General features: G+C 62.9%; 21 protein-coding genes. 11 read left to right on the top strand and 10 right to left on the bottom strand.

The window, feature by feature from the left end; all coding sequences use genetic code 11:
* Window positions 1–316: 316 nt before the first annotated feature.
* Window positions 317–1126 carry an IS5 family transposase gene (locus tag ACYQPG_RS30005; protein WP_461231964.1) on the top strand — a complete coding sequence of 270 codons (810 nt, stop codon included), beginning with the start codon at window positions 317–319 and terminating at the stop codon, window positions 1124–1126.
* A gap of 285 nt (window positions 1127–1411) precedes the next feature.
* Here ACYQPG_RS30005 and ACYQPG_RS30010 read toward each other — a convergent pair whose 3' ends face one another.
* Both ACYQPG_RS30010 and ACYQPG_RS30015 read right to left on the bottom strand, forming a co-directional pair.
* A complete protein-coding gene (locus ACYQPG_RS30010) occupies window positions 1412–1804 on the bottom strand; it encodes a PIN domain-containing protein (protein ID WP_461232554.1) in 393 nt (130 codons plus the stop codon).
* The gene (locus tag ACYQPG_RS30015; protein WP_461232555.1) at window positions 1794–2108 is read right to left on the bottom strand and encodes an AbrB/MazE/SpoVT family DNA-binding domain-containing protein; all 315 of its coding nucleotides are present in this window, start codon (window positions 2106–2108) and stop codon (window positions 1794–1796) included. The genes ACYQPG_RS30010 and ACYQPG_RS30015 overlap by 11 nt, the downstream gene beginning before the upstream one ends.
* 299 nt (window positions 2109–2407) lie before the next feature.
* Between ACYQPG_RS30015 and ACYQPG_RS30020 the strand changes: the two genes are divergently transcribed.
* Window positions 2408–3001, top strand: a complete 594-nt coding sequence (locus tag ACYQPG_RS30020; RefSeq protein ID WP_461232556.1) for a recombinase family protein — start codon at window positions 2408–2410, stop codon at window positions 2999–3001.
* A 130-nt stretch (window positions 3002–3131) separates the two neighbouring features.
* The gene (locus tag ACYQPG_RS30025) at window positions 3132–3593 is read left to right on the top strand and encodes a hypothetical protein (protein WP_461232557.1); all 462 of its coding nucleotides are present in this window, start codon (window positions 3132–3134) and stop codon (window positions 3591–3593) included.
* A 612-nt stretch (window positions 3594–4205) separates the two neighbouring features.
* On the opposite strand, the gene ACYQPG_RS30030 is transcribed toward ACYQPG_RS30025, so the two are convergent.
* Window positions 4206–5000, bottom strand: coding sequence for a recombinase family protein (locus ACYQPG_RS30030; RefSeq protein WP_461232558.1), 795 nt, complete (start codon window positions 4998–5000; stop codon window positions 4206–4208).
* A gap of 198 nt (window positions 5001–5198) precedes the next feature.
* The gene (locus ACYQPG_RS30035) at window positions 5199–6251 is read right to left on the bottom strand and encodes a hypothetical protein (protein WP_461232559.1); all 1053 of its coding nucleotides are present in this window, start codon (window positions 6249–6251) and stop codon (window positions 5199–5201) included.
* Between the two features lie 444 nt (window positions 6252–6695).
* Between ACYQPG_RS30035 and ACYQPG_RS30040 the strand changes: the two genes are divergently transcribed.
* Entirely contained in the window at window positions 6696–7016 is a 321-nt protein-coding gene (locus ACYQPG_RS30040; RefSeq protein ID WP_461232560.1) for a hypothetical protein, read from the top strand.
* Window positions 7017–7089: 73 nt separating this feature from the next.
* On the opposite strand, the gene ACYQPG_RS30045 is transcribed toward ACYQPG_RS30040, so the two are convergent.
* Together ACYQPG_RS30045 and ACYQPG_RS30050 are read right to left on the bottom strand one after the other, a co-directional pair.
* A complete protein-coding gene (locus tag ACYQPG_RS30045) occupies window positions 7090–8010 on the bottom strand; it encodes a GGDEF domain-containing protein (protein ID WP_461232561.1) in 921 nt (306 codons plus the stop codon).
* A gap of 259 nt (window positions 8011–8269) precedes the next feature.
* The gene (locus ACYQPG_RS30050) at window positions 8270–8446 is read right to left on the bottom strand and encodes a hypothetical protein (RefSeq protein ID WP_461232562.1); all 177 of its coding nucleotides are present in this window, start codon (window positions 8444–8446) and stop codon (window positions 8270–8272) included.
* A gap of 330 nt (window positions 8447–8776) precedes the next feature.
* On the opposite strand from ACYQPG_RS30050, the gene ACYQPG_RS30055 reads away from it, so the two are divergent.
* Together ACYQPG_RS30055 and ACYQPG_RS30060 are read left to right on the top strand one after the other, a co-directional pair.
* Entirely contained in the window at window positions 8777–9157 is a 381-nt protein-coding gene (locus tag ACYQPG_RS30055) for a response regulator (protein WP_461232563.1), read from the top strand.
* A 388-nt stretch (window positions 9158–9545) separates the two neighbouring features.
* Window positions 9546–9746, top strand: coding sequence for a hypothetical protein (locus ACYQPG_RS30060; protein WP_461232564.1), 201 nt, complete (start codon window positions 9546–9548; stop codon window positions 9744–9746).
* A 104-nt stretch (window positions 9747–9850) separates the two neighbouring features.
* Here ACYQPG_RS30060 and ACYQPG_RS30065 read toward each other — a convergent pair whose 3' ends face one another.
* Together ACYQPG_RS30065 and ACYQPG_RS30070 are read right to left on the bottom strand one after the other, a co-directional pair.
* On the bottom strand, window positions 9851–10786 hold the full coding sequence (locus ACYQPG_RS30065) for an alpha/beta hydrolase (protein WP_461232616.1): 936 nt from the start codon (window positions 10784–10786) through the stop codon (window positions 9851–9853).
* A 512-nt stretch (window positions 10787–11298) separates the two neighbouring features.
* Window positions 11299–11466, bottom strand: coding sequence for a hypothetical protein (locus ACYQPG_RS30070; RefSeq protein ID WP_461232565.1), 168 nt, complete (start codon window positions 11464–11466; stop codon window positions 11299–11301).
* Window positions 11467–12065: 599 nt separating this feature from the next.
* On the opposite strand from ACYQPG_RS30070, the gene ACYQPG_RS30075 reads away from it, so the two are divergent.
* A complete protein-coding gene (locus ACYQPG_RS30075) occupies window positions 12066–12272 on the top strand; it encodes a hypothetical protein (RefSeq protein WP_461232566.1) in 207 nt (68 codons plus the stop codon).
* 227 nt (window positions 12273–12499) lie between these two features.
* On the opposite strand, the gene ACYQPG_RS30080 is transcribed toward ACYQPG_RS30075, so the two are convergent.
* Complete coding sequence (locus tag ACYQPG_RS30080) at window positions 12500–12913, bottom strand: hypothetical protein (RefSeq protein ID WP_461232567.1); 414 nt, start codon at window positions 12911–12913, stop codon at window positions 12500–12502.
* A gap of 1857 nt (window positions 12914–14770) precedes the next feature.
* On the opposite strand from ACYQPG_RS30080, the gene ACYQPG_RS30085 reads away from it, so the two are divergent.
* The 3 genes from ACYQPG_RS30085 (at window position 14771) to ACYQPG_RS30095 (ending at window position 16030) form a co-directional block, all read left to right on the top strand.
* On the top strand, window positions 14771–15439 hold the full coding sequence (locus tag ACYQPG_RS30085) for a recombinase family protein (protein WP_461232568.1): 669 nt from the start codon (window positions 14771–14773) through the stop codon (window positions 15437–15439).
* Window positions 15440–15492: 53 nt separating this feature from the next.
* A complete protein-coding gene (locus tag ACYQPG_RS30090; protein ID WP_461232569.1) occupies window positions 15493–15708 on the top strand; it encodes a hypothetical protein in 216 nt (71 codons plus the stop codon).
* Between the two features lie 85 nt (window positions 15709–15793).
* Window positions 15794–16030: a hypothetical protein gene (locus ACYQPG_RS30095; RefSeq protein WP_461232570.1), complete on the top strand. Its 237-nt coding sequence runs from the start codon at window positions 15794–15796 to the stop codon at window positions 16028–16030.
* Between the two features lie 698 nt (window positions 16031–16728).
* Here the strand turns inward: ACYQPG_RS30095 and ACYQPG_RS30100 are convergent.
* Window positions 16729–17157, bottom strand: a complete 429-nt coding sequence (locus ACYQPG_RS30100) for a hypothetical protein (RefSeq protein ID WP_461232571.1) — start codon at window positions 17155–17157, stop codon at window positions 16729–16731.
* A gap of 132 nt (window positions 17158–17289) precedes the next feature.
* Between ACYQPG_RS30100 and ACYQPG_RS30105 the strand changes: the two genes are divergently transcribed.
* Window positions 17290–17430 carry a hypothetical protein gene (locus ACYQPG_RS30105; RefSeq protein WP_461232572.1) on the top strand — a complete coding sequence of 47 codons (141 nt, stop codon included), beginning with the start codon at window positions 17290–17292 and terminating at the stop codon, window positions 17428–17430.
* Window positions 17431–17776 lie beyond the last annotated feature (346 nt).

The raw sequence follows: 17776 nt of genomic DNA on the forward strand, positions 1-17776 counted from the left end.
AGTCTGCGATGAAACATTCGTTTCAGAGGCATATACTCAAGACGGAAAAGCCAGAAGAACGCTCGGGTTTGGGATAGTCGAGGAGTGGCTTCTCCGACAAGATTTAGTCGGAGGCGGAATGTCCGCTTCCCGCCGAAAGACCAGAGTCCGCTTTCCACCCTTAGCAGCCAATGCGTATGGTTCAGTTTGGGTATGCCTTTCCCGCACCGGCCCCGGCTTGGTCCACTAAGAGCCTGTTTGAGCGCCTCTGCCAGCCGTCCCCATCTGTCTCGTGTAGCAACACAAATTCCGCCTGGCGGGGCGGGGTGGAGAGCAGATGTGGACGGACCGACATCGGACGCGTCACGAGGCGCGTCTGAAGAACATGGTGCTGCAAGCGGGCTTGGACGAGGTGGCCCGTTTCCTGGAGCGCGCGGATCCGCCGGGCTGTCCGGAGGCTACACCGGCGCGCCACGCGCTGGCAGGGATAGCTTGGCACTTGCGGACGGGCGGAGGATGGCGGTCGCTGCCTGCGGGCTTTCCGCCGTGGCGCACGGTCTACGGCTGGTTCCGGCGCTGGATCGACAAGGGCCTGTTCGAGAGCCTGCTGCGGTCTCTGACCCGCCATCAGCGGCGGCGTTGCGGACGCCGGTCGGAGCCACGGCTGGCGATCATCGACACGCAGAGCGTCAAATGCATCGGGGTGCGCGGACCGCGCGGCTACGATGGCGCCAAGAAGGTCGTCGGGCGCAAACGCGTGGCCTTGGTCGATGCCGAAGGCCATGTTCTGGCGCTCGCCGTCGTGCCGGCCAACGTGCAGGATCGCGATACCTTACCAGCCCTTGATGATGGCAAGGAGCAGTGGTCCAGTCTACGCTTGGCCATCCTCGACGGCGCCTTCGCGGCCGAACGCTGCCGGGAATGGTGCAACATCCACGGCATGCGCCATCGCGTCGTCGAGAAAGACCCGGATCAGAAGGGCTTCGTCGTCCTGGAGCGGCGCTGGGTCGTGGAGCGAACCTTCGGCTGGCTCAGCCATTGGGGCGGCCTGCACCGTGAGCGCGCCGGTCGCCTTGATGTCGCGACAGGGCGCCTCGTCTGCGCCGCCAGCCTCATGGCCGCTAATGCCCTCAACAATCCGGCTTAAGATAAGACGCTCAAACAGGCTCTAAGTGCCGGATGACCATTCAAACCGGACCGTCAGCACGTAGACAATACGAAATAGACCACGGACCGCTCTTTGACCGACCCGTCGCGTCTGACCTGTAGCCCTGCGTCAGCTGCATGCGCTGCCAATGTCGGGCATTCGATCGTTTTCTCGACGAACTAGCGAGGTGGGGTGCGAGTTAGCCAAACAGCACTACCACTGTCGGTAAAACGCGTCGATAATTCTAATGTCGGGCAAACGTCATGTTTGTTTGATCGGCAAATCTCAGCGGATGAGCTGGACCTCGACGCCGACATCGGTTGCGATCTCCTGCCAGGCGGCGTCCGCAGTGACCGCGGCAGCGTTCGAGCGGGCGGCTAGCGCGAGACAGAGCCGATCTCCGATCCCGAGCCCTTTCGACCGGGTCAGCGGTTCTAACAAGGCTGCACGAATACAAAGATCGTCGTCGACGGGCGTGAGGGGAAACACGAGGCCATTCCGCAATGCTCGCACGGCAGTCTCATCGGCTCCATTGCGGACCAACCATCCGGCGACCTCGCCAAAATTCACGGTGGTCATCGTGGCGGTACCGGTGAAAGCTTGTAGCACATGCTCCCAACCAGGTTCCCGGCGGAGATAGGCGAGCAGAGCCGAGGCATCCAGAACGCTACGCGCCACGATCGAGCCCCTTCGTAGACGCCGCTACCTGCTCTTGCGTGTCCGCCGGCTTTCCTTCGTCTCTGGCAGCGTCTGCGCGTCGGGACGTGAGAAAGGCATTCACCGAAGCGGTGTCGTCAGCCAAGAAAGATGACGTCTGGGTTTGCAATTCTGCCATGGCGGCGGCCACGGATCGGACTCGGAGTTCGCCGTCGACCAAAGTCAGCACGACCGGGCCGCCGTACTCCAGATGCAGCGCTTTGCGAGCTTGGGCTGGGATGATCAACCGGCCGCCAGCATCGATCTTGGAGAGTGTCGCATTCATGGCCTTATCATCCATTCAGCTCGATTGGAGCGATGTGCCTGGCTGATCGGAGCGGCGTCCAGCTCTGATCAGGCATGGATAGAGTAACACGGCATTTGAGTGCCGTCTGCCATTTTTACGGTTCATGGCAATTGGCATGGATTTGGCTTTCATGCATCCAAGGCGCCGCTGATAGCGCTCGCGCCCTGGCCGAAAACGAACGGTTTCGGCCAGGGGTGGCTGATATGGCCGAAACATAGGCTTGCGGTATTTTCGGCCAGCATTTAGTTTCGGCCACCGCTTTCGACCAGATTTTGGCCATGCCCCGCACCTTCGCCTACCTGCGTGTGTCCACCCTCGGCCAGACGACCGACAATCAGCATCAGGAGATCGCGGCCGCGGGCTTCCAGGTGGAGCCGCAGCGCGTGATCACCGAGACGGTGTCGGGCAGCGTTGCGACCTCGCAGCGCCGCGGCTTCGTCCGCCTGCTCGATCGGCTCGAGACCGGTGATGTCCTCGTCGTGACCAAGCTCGACCGGTTGGGTCGGAACGCGATGGATGTCGGCGGTACGGTCGCACGATTGGCCGAGATCGGCGTGCGCGTTCATTGCTTGGCGCTCGGTGGCGTCGATCTCACCAGTTCGACCGGCAAGTTGACGATGGGGGTGATCAACGCGGTCGCCGAATTCGAGCGCGATCTGCTGATCGAACGCACTCAGGCGGGCCTCGCTCGGGCACGGGCTGAGGGTAAAGCGATCGGAAGACCGGCAAGCCTCACCCCCGAGCGGCGACAGCTGGCTGAACAGCTCCTGCGCGACGGCCAGGGTGCCTCGGCGGTCGCGCGGGAACTCAAGGTGAGCCGCGCGACGATCCGACGGGTCGAGGCGGCGATACGTGGAGCCGAGCACCGGTGACGGCACTGCCCGCAATAGGTCGTGCACGGATCGAGCGTGGTCTGTGTGCTCTGCCAAAGCTCGGCCCCTCCGACTAAGCCAGTGGTGTCCAAACGGTCCGCGAGAGCCGGGTCATGTGAACAGGAACCAGATGCCGATCAGCCGCCGTCAGCTCGCCGCTTCCTTGCTGGCAGCTACCGACATCGCGGAGCGACACGCGATCGCGGCCTTCATCGCCGACGCCGCGACACAATCGGCTCCCAACCCGTTCCCCCACACTAGCGCTGGGGCCGTGCATCAGGTCTGGCGGCAGCGAGCGGCGGAGTTTCGTGCGCTCGATATCGAGGTGGCGGGGCTCGCTTGCCTGCTCGGGACGGTATCGAGCCTGGGCGGGGACGAGACGCTGATGCAGGAGATCCTGCGAGCCGGACCTCACACTGCCAACGTGTTTCATTGGGGTGATGGCTGCCAGATCGTTGGCGCAGTGCTCTATGGCAAGCCAGGCATCAGTCTGCCAGTTTTCTCTGTCCCGAAGCGCTCTCTTTCCGCCCCCAGTGTCCGAGGGCGCGCTTGTAAGGCAGCGGGACAGCTCGACATGTTCGCGAGGGCCTGAGTCTGATGGCCGTCCGTGGCGCCTCTAAAACGCTGCATGTCAGCGCCGACCAATGAAGCCATGATAGAGAACTGGCCCGCGATGCCGATCCGACGTGAGCTTCGTTTCTTATCACGTAAACTGTAGGGTCTTCAGGAAGCCTTGCCCGCGGCTGCCCAAGGGGAGTGCCGCTGGGATCGTATGCAAATTGTTTTGCGCTCGGCAAAACCGAGCTCCTGCACATCTCATCAGCTGTATTTTCTTTCGCTGCTGACGTTTCCCGTACGTGCGATGTCGATAAGTCCAGATCGGTTTTGTCCGGTTCAAGCCAAAATTGTGATTTCGGCGGACAAGGAGGGGACATCAGCGGGACATTTAAGGGACATCCGACATCAATCGCATTCAAGTTTTAGGGTGCGTTCTGAGGGTGTCTTTGTTCAAACCTAAAATTCAGCTGCCGCAGGATCTAGGGTGAAGCATGCTCAAGGTAGCCTGGGCTAAGGACCCAACGCTTGAACGAGGTGAAGATACCGAACGTCTCCCAAGGATGCGGCCGGATCCGTGGTGAGCCCATAAGGTATAGCCCAAGGCGCCATTTGGTTTTCCTAGGACTTCCACATCCCGCCAGAGCCTTTACCAGGTGCCCCAGTCCGGATCTTCAAGGCTCCTAAGTTCCTCTTGGGGCACGTGGAGCATGGCGAGCTGTTTCAGGAGGTGGCGCACGTTGCCGACTGTCCAGGCCTTACCGAAGGGTGTGCGCAGACCTTTCATATTCAAACCTTCCGCGATCGCACGCGCGGTCGTCCGTCCCTCCTCGCGGAGCCCTCGTACGACTGGATCCAACGCGCGTGCCCGCTGTAGGGCACGGGCCTTGGTGGTTGCGGCACCTTTCCTCTGGGCTTCGTCCAAGTTGGTACGGTTTCCGAGCAGTACGCCCTGCTCCTTGAGCTTCTGCAGAGCCCGCTTGGTGTTCTGCGAGATGAGCTCACCCTCGCGCTCGACGCGCGCGGCGATGCTCATGATGACAGCGTAGGAGGCCTTCACCCCGAGGCGGCAGCTGACAAGTTTGAGGTGTTGGCGCACCACTAAGTTCTCAAAGGTGCGCGTGTTGCGGGAAAAGCGGCTGAACTCATCGACCAGGATGGGCCAGTCTTTCTCTCGTGAGAGCTGCATGGCGTCGGCCACGCCTTTCCTATCGGCGATGCTCGTCTCACCCATGCCGGTCTCGTCATCGCTGAACGCTGCAAGGATCTTGTAGCGTTGCCGCAGTGCGAAGGACTTAATGGTGACAGTTTGAAATTCGTGGCCGTATCCATCCACGCTTTGTTTCTTGGTAGAGACGCGGGTATAGGCGATGGCCGGTTTAAGCGGGCGTTGATCATCACGCCGCAGGTGGGATTGAGAGGGGGGTTGAGGGAAGCGGGACATGTAAGGGGCTATACGATGGCTTATAGACCTTCATAGCCATGCGAGGGGCTAAGAGGTCGGTACGCGGGAAGCGCGAACCTTCAAGCCCTTTGTAGCCAGCAGAACCTGGATCTTCTCAAAATCGGTATCTGCTGCTGAGCTCGTGCTAAGCAGACGCTTCCGCTTCCAGTGAAAGAAGGGCGTCGACTCGACCCTGCCTCAGATCACGGGCAGCGCGCTGAAGCCGCCGAACAGGGCGGCGTGGCTGACGTAATAGAGCGCCAGTGAGGCCGCCAGGGCGCCTCCGTACCAAGCCGGCGCCAGGGCCACGTCGCGGATGCGTACCGCCCGTTGAGCGTCATCAGCCGCGATCCCAAGCAGCACCACGATGATGCCCGAATGCCCGATCGCGTCGATCTTGCCGAATTCGAACACCGCCGACACGAAGATCCCGGTCAGGATCAGCGCCGCCACGCGGCGGACCAGTGGGGTCCAGATCAGCGAGAATGCCAGGGTGAATTCGATCACGCCGGCCGACTTCATGAACAGCTCAGGTGTGGCACCCATGGTCATTTGCGGCTTGGCGACGAGCAGCGGAGCGGTCCACTCCGGGTAGGCCCACTTCTCGACGCTCGCCCACATCAGGGTCACGGCGGCGGTGTAACGCACCACGTCCAGCGGTCGGATCCCGAAAGGGGTGATGCCGAGGCTGCTGAGCACCAGGTAGGCGGCCACACCAAGGAACACCGGATAATCGGCCATGTGGAACAGGCCGTACTGCCACGTGCCGAAGCCGAATAGGAAGACGATGCCGGCGGCGGTGACTGGCATGGTCCGACGCCAGATCAGGCAGGTGGCCATGGCCAGCTGCAGCCATGGGATCCAGGCCGCGTCGGTCTTCAACTCGGGGGTCAGGATGGTGCCACCGAGGCCCCACAGGGACACGAGGAAGAAGCCGAGGGTCGCTCGCACCAGCAGCTCGGTGTCGGTCCGGATCCGGGTGGTGACGCGATCCAGGGCGTTCAGGAGTGCAGTACCGAGCGGGGTGCCCTCAGTCATGCAGCCGGCCATCAGGCACACAAGAGCCAGGCCGGTGAGCCACTCGAAATTGACGCACAGCACTTGGTCCAGACCGCGTGGCTGACCGGCGACATCGAAGGCGCAGAACCATTTCACGTGAGCACTGGCCGGCACGGTACCCATCAGGGCGACGATCGGGGCCAGCGCCAGGGCCGGGCTGATCGAGCGCAACCGCACCACAAGCCGACGCATACTGAACCCCGACGCTACGCACGCGGGTGACACCCCGCATGCGTAATTGCGCACGTGGCCGAGCATTGCGTCAACGAAGAATTAACCTCTCTTACGATCTGGTTAACGCAACAGGCGCGGATACTTGGTTAATAAGCACTTTGATGCACGAATGTCATTTTCATAGGCGAATACCAAGGCCTCATGCATTTGAGTGCGGGTCAAATTCATCCAACCAGCGCATCGGCAACCAGGGATGCCCGCGCTGACGGGTCGTCGAGGGTGCATTCGAAATCGGGGCAGCACCCGCTGAGGTCCCGGTATTTCGCGCTACCGCCCTTAATTCCCGGGCTCTCAATTTGAAGATGTATGGCCACGCCACTCCGTGGATCGTTCATCCGCGATCGATGAGCACCCTTCGTGAATGGCGCAGCTACGCACGTTCACGCCGATCGCCAGGAGCCCATGACAACGCCAGGCCCAAAGTTCCGCGCTACGGATCGTACCCACCCGGATTACCCGAATTGCCCATCGTGGGCGGTCGAGGAGTTCGTGGACGGGGCGTGGTCGATCTACCTCGTGGACTGGATGCCGGTGTATCGCCCAACGCGCGAGCGTGCGCAGGAGCTGGTGGATCGGTTGAGCCGTGGCGAGAGCATCGCAGCGCTCCAGGTTCGTCCACGCCCGGAGTATTGGGACCGGATCAACGAGCCCAAGGACGCGTCCGGTCGTACGAGCGCTGAAATGCGCTCAAGTTCGTCGCAGACCTCGGAGAATGCCGATTGAGCGAGGTTCGCCAGGACGAAAGCAGCCAAGGCTGACCGAAGCGTATGGCCGCTTCCATGAGTGCCACAGCGGTTCACACGGCCGGAACCAGCTCCGCACCAGTCGGCACTGGATCGGTGTTGGCGATAGCTACCGGCCGGAGCGCCGCGATGCGGACCCTGCCTTTGCCTGCCGCCTTACCCGCGTACATGTGGCCATCGGCTTCGTGCATGAGGGCCGCCCGATCCAACGATGGGTTGGGTTGGAAGACCAGACCGCCCATGCTGACCGTCGTCGGATACCGCGATCGCCCCAGTGCGGCTGAGAGATCCTGGTAGAAGCGCTCGATCGCCGGCCGGCCCGCCGCAGTGGATGCGATCGGCATCAGAGCAGCAAATTCGTCGCCGCCGAGCCGATAGAGGCGTCCCCGCTCGTGGAGAGCGCTCGTTGCGGCCGCTGTCAGTTCGCGCAGCACATGGTCGCCGGCGCCATGCCCATGCGTGTCGTTGATGCGCTTGAAGTCGTCCACATCGACCATGACCAGCGCGACCGCCCTTTCGCCAGGCTCACGACCGTCGAGCAAGGTTTCCAGCTCTCGCTCGAACGCCGCCCGGTTCAGAGCGTTCGTCAGCGTATCGTGCGTGGCACGGACGCGCTCGCGGTCGTAGGCGCGCCGCAACGCGTGAATGACCGCGACGGTGAAGCCGTACGCGCTGAAACGGATAATCCCCCGAGCGATGGCCACGTCCGGGTTGAGGCCGACCTCATGGACGTGGTGAGGAAAGATGTTCAGCAAACACGCAAGGACGGTGACGAAGCAGCTCGCGCGCAGGCCGAGCCGCCATCCGGCGAGTGCAATCAACGGGATGAACAGGGGCCCCATACCCACGGCCGGGAAGAGGTGGTCGGCGCTGATCAACGCCAGGCCACCAGCCGCGAGCACCGTCCAAGCCGTCCAAACTGACCATGCATCGAGGCGGTCGGCGAGGTTATTCGTCTTGACCCGTTCGCTCATACCGCTTTGCGACCGCTCGTGACGGGGCATGGCCAAGCAGCGACACCCTGATCAGGGCGCTATATTAGATACGAGGTCTTAACGAAGGCTCGGCTCGGAAAACTTACCGGTGGTGCCCATGAGGAGGCATCCCCAGCGAGCACGCCGGGGCACCGCTTGTCGAACCGAGACGCTCCCGCTCGCGACTATCGCGGACGCTGGGGGCGTGGCTTGGGGATTTCGATCGTCACGAGCTTGCCGGTGATCGGATCCAGGATGGTCACAGCGCCACTCCGTTGATCCGGTGGTGCCGGGCGGCACGCTGGCTCGCGCGTGCGTTGTGGAGCCGCCGCATCCGCTCCTGCTGGATTTCAGGCTCGTGAGCTTGATGGACTGAAACGGCAGGGAGCGACTGCTCCGCTGGCATGATGTCGCGATGCGAGTCCGACTGTTTCATGCTCCGCCCCTTTGTTCGTACTTAAGTAGCGAGCTTAACCGTTCATTAACCTATTGCAACCCTGAGGTGCCGTCGGCTGACCGGCGGGGTGGTTCGGTCCACAAGCGATGGGGAAATCGGACTCGGTCGGATGCGACCCGGCTGCGCGACTGTCGATCACCGCCCAGCTGTCGGGTTCAATCACCGTGTCGAACGAGATGGTGAGGCCGCCGCCACTCGTGCACGGCAGTGTCGGTCTATCCCCCAGAGCCGCCCGCCCGCGCGCGGTGGCCGCATGCCGCTTTAGGAGGAGGGCCGCAACTGTCCGGCCGAGATGCCGTTAGGTCTTTCATGGCCGACGCACACATGCCCGTCCCGTTCACAGTGTTGATCGTGGAGGACGAGAGCCTCGTGCGCATGATGGCGGTCGATATGCTCGAAGACGCTGGATTTCAGGTCATCGAAGCACCCACCGGCGATGCGGCTTGGATCATTTTGCAGAGCCGCGACGACATCGATGTGCTGTTCACCGACATCGAGATGCCGGGGTCTTTGAACGGTTTCGGCTTGGCAAATCGCGTCGCGGAGTACTGGCCGCACATCCGCTTGGTGATCACGTCCGGGCGGTGCTGGCTCAGCGACGAGGACGTGCCGGACCACGGTAGGTTCGTACCCAAGCCTTACTTCGCGGCCGAGATCCTCACAGCTTTTGAGCAAGCCAGTCGGCGCTAGGGCTCGCATGCCCCAGGGGAGCGAACCAGGGAGAGCCACGGGATGGAGATTGCCATTGCCAGGCCGAGCCTTGGTGGAGGTACCGCTGCGACCAATCCGTTTCGGATGGCCGGGAAGCTCGGCCGGGGTAGTGCTGCGTGTGTTGATCGTGCACCGCGAGAGGGCTTGAGGGTTTCCTGGCGGGTCAAGGACCATCCGGGATCGATGCCGACGGCAAGGATCCGTCCGGGTTAACTAGCTCAAATCACCGCGTCGTTGGGACATGTCGGGGGCGTCGAGGAGGAAGATGGAACCACCCCAGGTGGTGCTGGTTGACCAACAGATTGGATTTGTTCTAATTCGTAAGTGACAGCGGTCCCGGACCGCTAACCAGATACAGGAGCCACCGATGGCCAGCGCCACGTGCCAGAGCTGCAAGTTCTTTGACGATCACCATGGCAACGGCGCCCAGGTGCAGGCTGATGCCGGTTTGTGCCGCTTCAACCCGCCGGTCACTCAGCCGACGCCAGAGTCCAAGGGCTTGTGGCCAGTCGTGGCCACCGAGGATTGGTGTGGCCATTTCACGACCGAGATGACCGCGGCCGAGTAAGCCCGGACCCAATCAGATCGTCAGGGCCAGCCTTCGGGCTGGCCTTTTTTGTTTGGGCGACCGTCGTCGTCGGGATCAAGCCGATCCGGTTCCCGATTGAAGCTTTAGCCCAAAGCACCGTTAGCTTTCAGCCACGCTTCGTACCAGTTAGGCCACGCCGCACTCGCTGTGTCGGGGCGACCCATGCCGAACCCATGTCCGCCGTCCGCCACCACGTGCAGATCCACCGGCACCCCCGCGCGCTCGCACGCCGCCGCCATGATCCGGCTGTTCGCCGCGTTGGAAACCTGGTCGTCTTCCGCTTGCACAAGGAAGACCGGCGGACAGTGCGATCGAACATGATCCTCGACCGACCACTCCGCGCTCGCCGCTGGACCGGGATGACGCCCGACGAGTTGCGCTCGCGTCGAGGTATGGTCGTAGGGCGGTTCCAGCGTGATGACCGGGTAAATCAGTGCCACTTCGGCCGGGCGGGCCGAGAGCGCGTCCGCGGCATCGATCGGTGCGTACGACGCGAAGGCGGAGCGTGTGGCAGCGAGACCCACGAGATGACCGCCAGCCGAGAAGCCGAGCCCGCCCAGGCGGTCTGGGTTGATCCCGTAGCGCCGTGCCCCCGCTCGGATCACGCGCAAGGCACGCTGGGCATCTTGCAACGGGGCCAGCGGACCGTCGTTCCAGCCCTCACCCGGCAAACGATAGGTGAGCACGAAAGCGGTGATGCCGCGAGCAGCGAGCCATCGGGCAGCCGAACGGGCTTCCCGCTCGACCTCAATGCGCTTGTACCCCCCGCCACCGGCCACGAGCATCGCTGCACCGTTCGGCCGGTCGGGGACGAACACTTCCAAGCTCGGCACGGCGATGTTGCTGACGGCCCCGTGGTCATCGACCATCACCGGCCCCGAGGGACCACCCCCGCCCGGTGGATTATTGGGCCAAAGAGGAACGATCGGCTGATCGCTCGGAGCCGCGTTGGCAAAGCTGGCGTTTGATCGGACTGCAAGCAGACCGGCTACACCAACAAGGAAGACCCTCCGGCGCATATCCGCCGCTCCCAGCAATTGAAATCGCGTGCTGCAACGCAGCATCAACGCAGCGGTCGAAGCTGCGTTGCAATAAGGCCCGATCGCGACGTTCACACTCGGGTGAGCCGCGGTTCCCTTTGGCAGACATTGGTGAACCGCGGACAAAGCAGCGGCCGAACATCCCACGTTCAATCGTCACCGAAACAGACCCGACATCTTGCCGGACGCGTTCGTATTCGAAACGGATCCATCGATGACGAGCAAGGTTGCTCGGACAGGGGCGCTGCTATCCGTGGGTGCGGCGCAGTTGAGAGAGGGCCACGCCATGCCTCAGATGTTTGACTGGGTCTTCTTCTCCATCATGCTCCCGTTCCCTGCCTTCTTGGTCTGGGACTGGTACCGGCACCGAGATACATCCAAGACCGTCAAGCAGCTCTGACCCATTCCGCAGCGGGCGGACATGGAAAACCCCGCCAGGCGCATGGCCGGGCGGGGCTAATCTTTTCGCAGAGCAGCAAGAGGTAACGGGATCAGGCGGCGATCTTCGTCACGGCAAGAAGGTTCTCGTTGCTGGCCAGGACCCTACCAGCGGTGACCGGGGAGCTGCTCGTCGGGCTCAGACGGTCAGCCACGAAGGTGACCAGTGCGACGTTGGCGGCAACGGCGGCGACAAGAGCGGAGATGAGCAGGGCGGTCATTGCGGGCAGTCCGTATGGGCGTTTGCGTTGCAGCATTTATGACGCTGAACAGCGTTCGCTGGTATACCAAATGCCAGATATCAGCCGTGCGACAGATGCATGGATTGGGGTAGATCAGGCATGAGGCCCGCGTTTCTGCTCGCACAGTTATTTAGGGGCAGGGGCTACTTTCGACCCGTTGCAGACCCTCACGATGTCCGCTTGCCGGCCTTCTGTCTTGCTGGTCTGCTATGGGTGGTTTCATTGAGAAAGTCCGTTTTGGATGGTCTCAGCCGACACCCAAAACAGACCGATAGCTATGGTACGCATAGGCCATGCCCCCGCTGAACCAGCCTCTCGCGTGGGCTGGATGGTCACGCCGACCATTCAAATCGAACTGCACGGCTCCAGCACCCACAGGAGCTTCTGTTTCGGCTTCTGCGCGGTCTATTCCGGCACAATCGTAAGCCCACACCGCTGACGGCCCGCTAACTCCACCGCACCATGATGTTGTCGGGCCGCGTTGCGTATCGGCCCACCGCTGGTGAGATCGGATGCTCCCCCGCCTTGTGAGTAGATCGGGGCGGGGCCGAGCGCCCGATGCTAAGAGGCCTACATGTATGACGGACCAGCCAGGCCAGAAGCTCTCAGATGAAGAGATTGACCGGCTAGCGCGCGAGCTGTTCGCTGAGGTCCGGGGCGAGCACCCCGAGGAAAAGGCCGGAAGGGCCCTTGAGACCGCTGGCGAGGTGGCCGGGGAGACAGTCCCGATCCTGCCTGACTGGCTGCTGGGCACCGACGATGCCGGGGACAACGCGAGCGATTGACGCCCTGTACCGCGGCCACGTTTGAGAAGAGCCGCGAGAGCCGGGCGGCCATGCACCCTTAGGCCGCAACTCAGAATGGGCGCGGGACATTGGGAGGATACAGCCGCTTGGCATCCCAAGGTCTCGTCATGTTGTTGATCTCATCCCTAGTAGCAGGCACGTTCGTGCTCGCCACGTCGTTCTCGCTGATTGCGGTGCTGACGGACTGAAGGTGCCCGCTGACCGCCTCAGTTCTTGAAGATCCGAGGCTCGCCCTCTGCAAACGCTGCACGCTGTTCAGTGCACCAGTGTTGCTCGCCGATCTCTTTCACCTCGGCGTAGCGCCGGGCCAGTTCGTCCTTGAAAGCGGCATTTGCCTGTTCCTGGCCGAGCACCTTGGTGGCCACGTCACGCGCCGTTTGAGATATCCGCAAGGCGGTCGTACCGTCGATCGCATAGTGCTTGCCGCAGAACGTGATGATCGCCGACTGGGCGCTGGCGGCGCGAAGCAGGGCTAGGGCTTGCTCATCCTGACTCTGCGCGTGAACGGGCGCGACGTGCACACCGACGGCAAAGGCCAAGGCTACGAGGGCTCGGTTGCGCACGACCGTCTCTCCGGCAATCGCCAGCACATCGCGATGATCGCCGGCGGCAAGCCCCAACGTAGACGATCTGTTCCAAGCTACGCCAGGATCCCGGAGCCGAACCGGCGTTACACCATCGCCTGCCGGTGCCGCGATGGAGTGCCGGAGAACGTGGTAGGCGTCAGCGGGCAGCCCGGATGGCGGCGGCGGTGGTATATCGTGTAGCCACCGGTAGGAGTGAAGTTGCCGGCGATGGTCACCTGGCCGTGGCAGGCGGGGCAGCGCCTGGAAGCTGCCCCATAGATCGTGCGTGCCTCCGTCAAGGTAACGGGCTGCCACGCCTCTTCGATCTTCACCTCGCAGGTTGGTTCTCTGACAGCAGGCATGCTGCGTTCAGTGGGCCGCTGCTACCTCACGCCGAGAACGTGCAAACAGGCTGGCGCCGATCGTGGCGCCCGCCGCTCGGATAAGGCTCGCCTCGGCGCAGGTAGAGGCCACACGCAGGCCTAGTGGTTGCAGCCGCTCCGTCTCGGCACAGTAGGCAGCAACCCGCGCGCGCCCGTGCTCGGGTAGGGCAGACAGCAAGCGGTCGCGCTCGCCATCGTCTGCGCGGTAGAGGGACGAAATCAGTCCGATCGGCACCGGGTACCGCGCCAAGAACGCTGCCGTTGGCCAGGGTGAAGCTGCCATAGGATCCTCGCCGCTTCGCTGCTGCAGCCAGGGTCCGCCGATATGGTTAACGGCTCGTTTCCGTAGCGCTTTGATACGGATACCGGAAGCATCTGGGGGATGCCCCAAATGCTCTGCAGCCTCAGGCGAAGTGCATCGGCAGGGCGAGACTGACGAGGGCAACGTACGCGCCGACGAGGAAGGCACCAGCTGGGACGACAACACCGCTGAGCAGGACGAGGCGGGATGAGAGGGGCATGACGATCTCCAACAAGGTGGGCGGCGGCTGCCGGCGTTGAGGAAGATCTATGCTCAAGCTGACCGACTCGATGTGTTGTTGGACACCCGTCTGATTACTGTAGGCGTAGGAATGATTGTGCGTCGAGAGCCAATAGCGAGCAGATGTCCCAACCCCTCAGGTTGGGCGAGCGCGCGCCGACTATAATGGCTCGGTTGGCAGACAGGTCTGCGGCGAGCCAATGGATGTCTTAATCCAGATTGATTTGAGCTCTTTCGTCGCCCTAAATTCCGCATATCCCTCGAATTAAGTATTGCCCCACATGGCGGATAATGCGATCACGTCGTGAGTTCGCGGACGGGTGTATTTTTCCGTCCAGGATTGATTCCATGCAGGTTATAATTTCACCCAGCCCGCAGCGACGTGGGCCGATCACGCATCATCGTATTGTAGCTGTTGCTAACGTACGATGGTTTCGCGCTATGGCGTGGCGCGCTCTGCGTGATGGTCAACCACATGGAGAACTGCGCGCAGCCAACGCACGAGCCGCTGCCGGCATCGTGCTGCGTCAGGCAAAACGGCACGCTGTCATCAACCGGCTGGTGACCGATGCGCTGGCGATCGGCGGGTAATCACTCGATCCCCTTGCGCCCCGCCCTGCAGCGATCCGGTCGCACGGCTCTCTCATGAAGTGTCTGGAAGCGAACCTTCGGACCGTCCGCGATGGGTCGAAAGCGGGCCCTTCACACAGGTGCGTAACCCAGAAGGCGCGGGCCGAGCCCTCTAGGGGCCGGCCCGCAGCCGTTCGGCTTCGCCTGTTCAGCGAGACCGTAGCGACCACGCAGGATTATCGCACCTAGCCGGCATCCACCATCGGTAGCCACCGGCGCGGGCCCGTTAACGGACCTTCAACGACCTGGCGCAGACCGACCCCGCAGTGGCACGGTAACGAACTAGCGAGACACCTGCCGTATCGCACTGTGCATCGAGGGGTGCCCAGACTGGCATCCCCGGCAGGAGCCAGGGCCATGGTGGGGCGGTTCGTCAGTTACCTCCGGGTCTCCACCGATCGGCAGGGCCGATCTGGGCTGGGGCTCGAAGCCCAGCGCACGGCCGTAGCCGGCCACGTCGGCGACGGCCGCTTGGTTGCCGAACTGGTCGAGGTTGAGAGTGGCCGGCGAAATGACCGGCCGCAGCTGACCGAAGCGCTGGCCCTATGCCGTGCTCACCGGGCGGTGTTGGTGATCGCCAAGCTGGATCGCCTCGCCCGCAACGTGGCCTTCATCTCGGCCCTGATGGACAGCGGCGTGGAGTTCCTGGCCGCCGACTTCCCGCAGGCCAACCGGCTGACGATCCATATCCTGGCCGCGGTGGCCGAGCATGAGCGAGAGATGATCAGCGCCCGCACCAAAGCGGCCCTGCAGGCTGCCCGGGCACGCGGCGTGGTTCTAGGTGGCTTCCGTGGCCGGCCAGGAACGGCCTTGGAGGCCGCCCAGGCTCGCGCGGCCAAGACCGAGAAGGCCCAGGCCCGCGCCCAGGCCCTCGCCCCGGTGGTAGCCCGCTTGGATCCGGGCAGCACGCTGTCGCTGCACGGGCTTGCCAGGGTGTTGAACGGCGAGGAGGTGCCTACCGTATCAGGTGCCGGTACCTGGACAGCAGCGGCTGCACGGCGGCTGCGCCAGCGACTTGCTGCATAGCCATGTCGCGAACGATCGCCTTCCTTGCGCAATATCAGAGTGGGAGAAGGGACATGGCCGAAGCCGGATCTGATAAGCACTTAGCGCTCGACACCGAGATTGAGCAGCTGAAGCGCGCCATCGAGACGCTCCGCGAGTACACCAGCGGAAAGCCGGTGCGGGACGGATCATGGTCCGCGTTGGAGCGGGCAGAAGGGAGGCTGGGCGAGCTTCTTCACAGTCGCAGCCAATTCAACCAGCTGGACGGTTCAGCGTGGGTCCTTCCATGATCTTGAATGTCGGGGGGATCCCGGCGGCACGGGGCGGGACGTGTAGCTTGGTTCAGGTCCGGCGCGGCGAGGCGCGGGCTGCCTAATGAGCGCGCCCAAGGTGAGCCCGACCCGTGCTGGCGCGATGGGCAACATCGTCAGGGGCGCCAAGGCCGACGCCTTCGCGGCGTCCCTCCTGCCGATCATCAACAGCATCAGGGCCAGCGGAGTCACGTCCTGCACCGGCATCGCCAAGGCGCTCAACGAGAACCAGGTCTTCACGGCTCGCGGTGGGCACTGGCAGGCGGTGCAGGTCCAGCGGATGTTGCGGCGGATCGACTGAACGGAAACGGGCTGCCCTCCCCGATCACGAGGCAGCCCGCCGCCTGGCGCCGGCACACAAAGCCCATCGGTCCGGCCCAGTCTCGGGGGGAGGGCTTGGCCGGGCCGATGGGTGTCCCTTGTGAGGACGCGCCATGGTGCCGTGCATCGGCTCGTTGGTCAAAGCCCTAGAACGAGCAAGGCCCGCCCAGGGGGACCGAGGCGGGCCTAGAGCGACCTCACCAGCGAGGCCGCGCCGTGATCGACTGAGTAACGCCCCGGCGCTGTTCAGTTGGTCCCGACCGACTGTCTTCAGTCATTGAACTTGGCAGTTGAAACGGCGGTTGACCGACTGATAGGTAACAGGAGCTATGCCATGCCGCAGATGTTCGATTGGATCTTCTTCGCTATTATGATCCCGTTCCCGGCTTTCCTGGTCTGGGATTGGTACCGGCACCGCGACACGTCCAAGAGGGTCGCACAGCTCTAAAGATTATGCGACTGCGCCGGCGAGGCCGCACCGAGGCCAGGGGGGAATAGGCCTCGGCGCTGCTCTTCCGGCGCTCAGCCTGCAGGCCGATCGCTGCGGTCATCCTGCGCCCGGATGGTTAACGACTCGTCACCGAGACCTGGTCTGTTCTCGGATGCCGGTGACACGCGGCTGGCATATGCCAGCGTTCACGGTCTCCCCCCCCGCCGCGTTCCGCGTCCATTCTCAGTTCACCCGTATGGACCGCTGAATAGGTCACCCAGTGCCTTCCGCCGGAACAGCGTGCGCCACCGCCGACGCCGGTGCTCCGGCCGATCGTGGATCATGTGGCACCGCTGGCAGAAGGCAGCGAGGTTGGCCGACACGTTGTTGGCGGTGTCGTGATCCCGGTGGGCGGCGGCCAGGACCACGTGGGTGGTGCGCGCGATCGCCAGCACATTGACGGCACCGGGGGCGAGGCGCACCCGGCGTCCTCGCCCATCACGCCACGTAGCTGCCTGGGCATCCCACCAGTGGCCATCTCCAAGATGGTAGACCATCTGGCCGTGTGGCCGCCCGCAGCCCTCACAACGGCCGCCGGCGCGCCCGAAGCGCACCAGGGCCGATAACTGCGGCCAGTCGATGGGATAGAAGAAACGGTGCTCGCGCCGGATCGGCATGGAAGGGAACGGTCTAATCACTCTGCGCGTAAGCGCTTGCCCGCAAAGCCTAGTACATGGCCTCCAACGTTAACAGGGTGTTAACTACATGCGTTAATACCTCCTTAAGATCTGATCTGTCGGGGATATGCCATGCTGGATACAGTGTTCTGGATCGCTGTGTTCGTCGCGATTGCGTGCGGTATCCTGATAATCGGCATGGGCCTCTATGACGAGTGGTTAGAAGAAGCTTGGCATTCTCAATCTGGGACTGACGAGTTACCGGCCGCGTGACACGGCAGGGGGGCGCTACTTTTGCCCTACACACCTGAGTAAGTTCCCCTGTAATTGATCCATCAAATTTGACCGTTTATATCCGAATGTAGCACTCGATGATCCCAGCATCCCAATACTATAGTCGAAAACTGTATACGGCTCCTCGAACGGTCAAGTTTCGACCACATTTCGGGACTGCCTAGGCAGGGTAGCAACGGAGGGGTGCCTGTGACGATCCTAGACCCGACCACCGGCAAGCTTGTGACTATCGCAGTTCCGCAGCCGCGCCCGCAGATCGCTCCGCGCAGATGAACAGCGCCATGGCGGACGCGATTGATAGGAAGGCTTGGCAGCCAAGGCGAAG

Source organism: Methylobacterium sp. CM6246 (assembly GCF_054818005.1).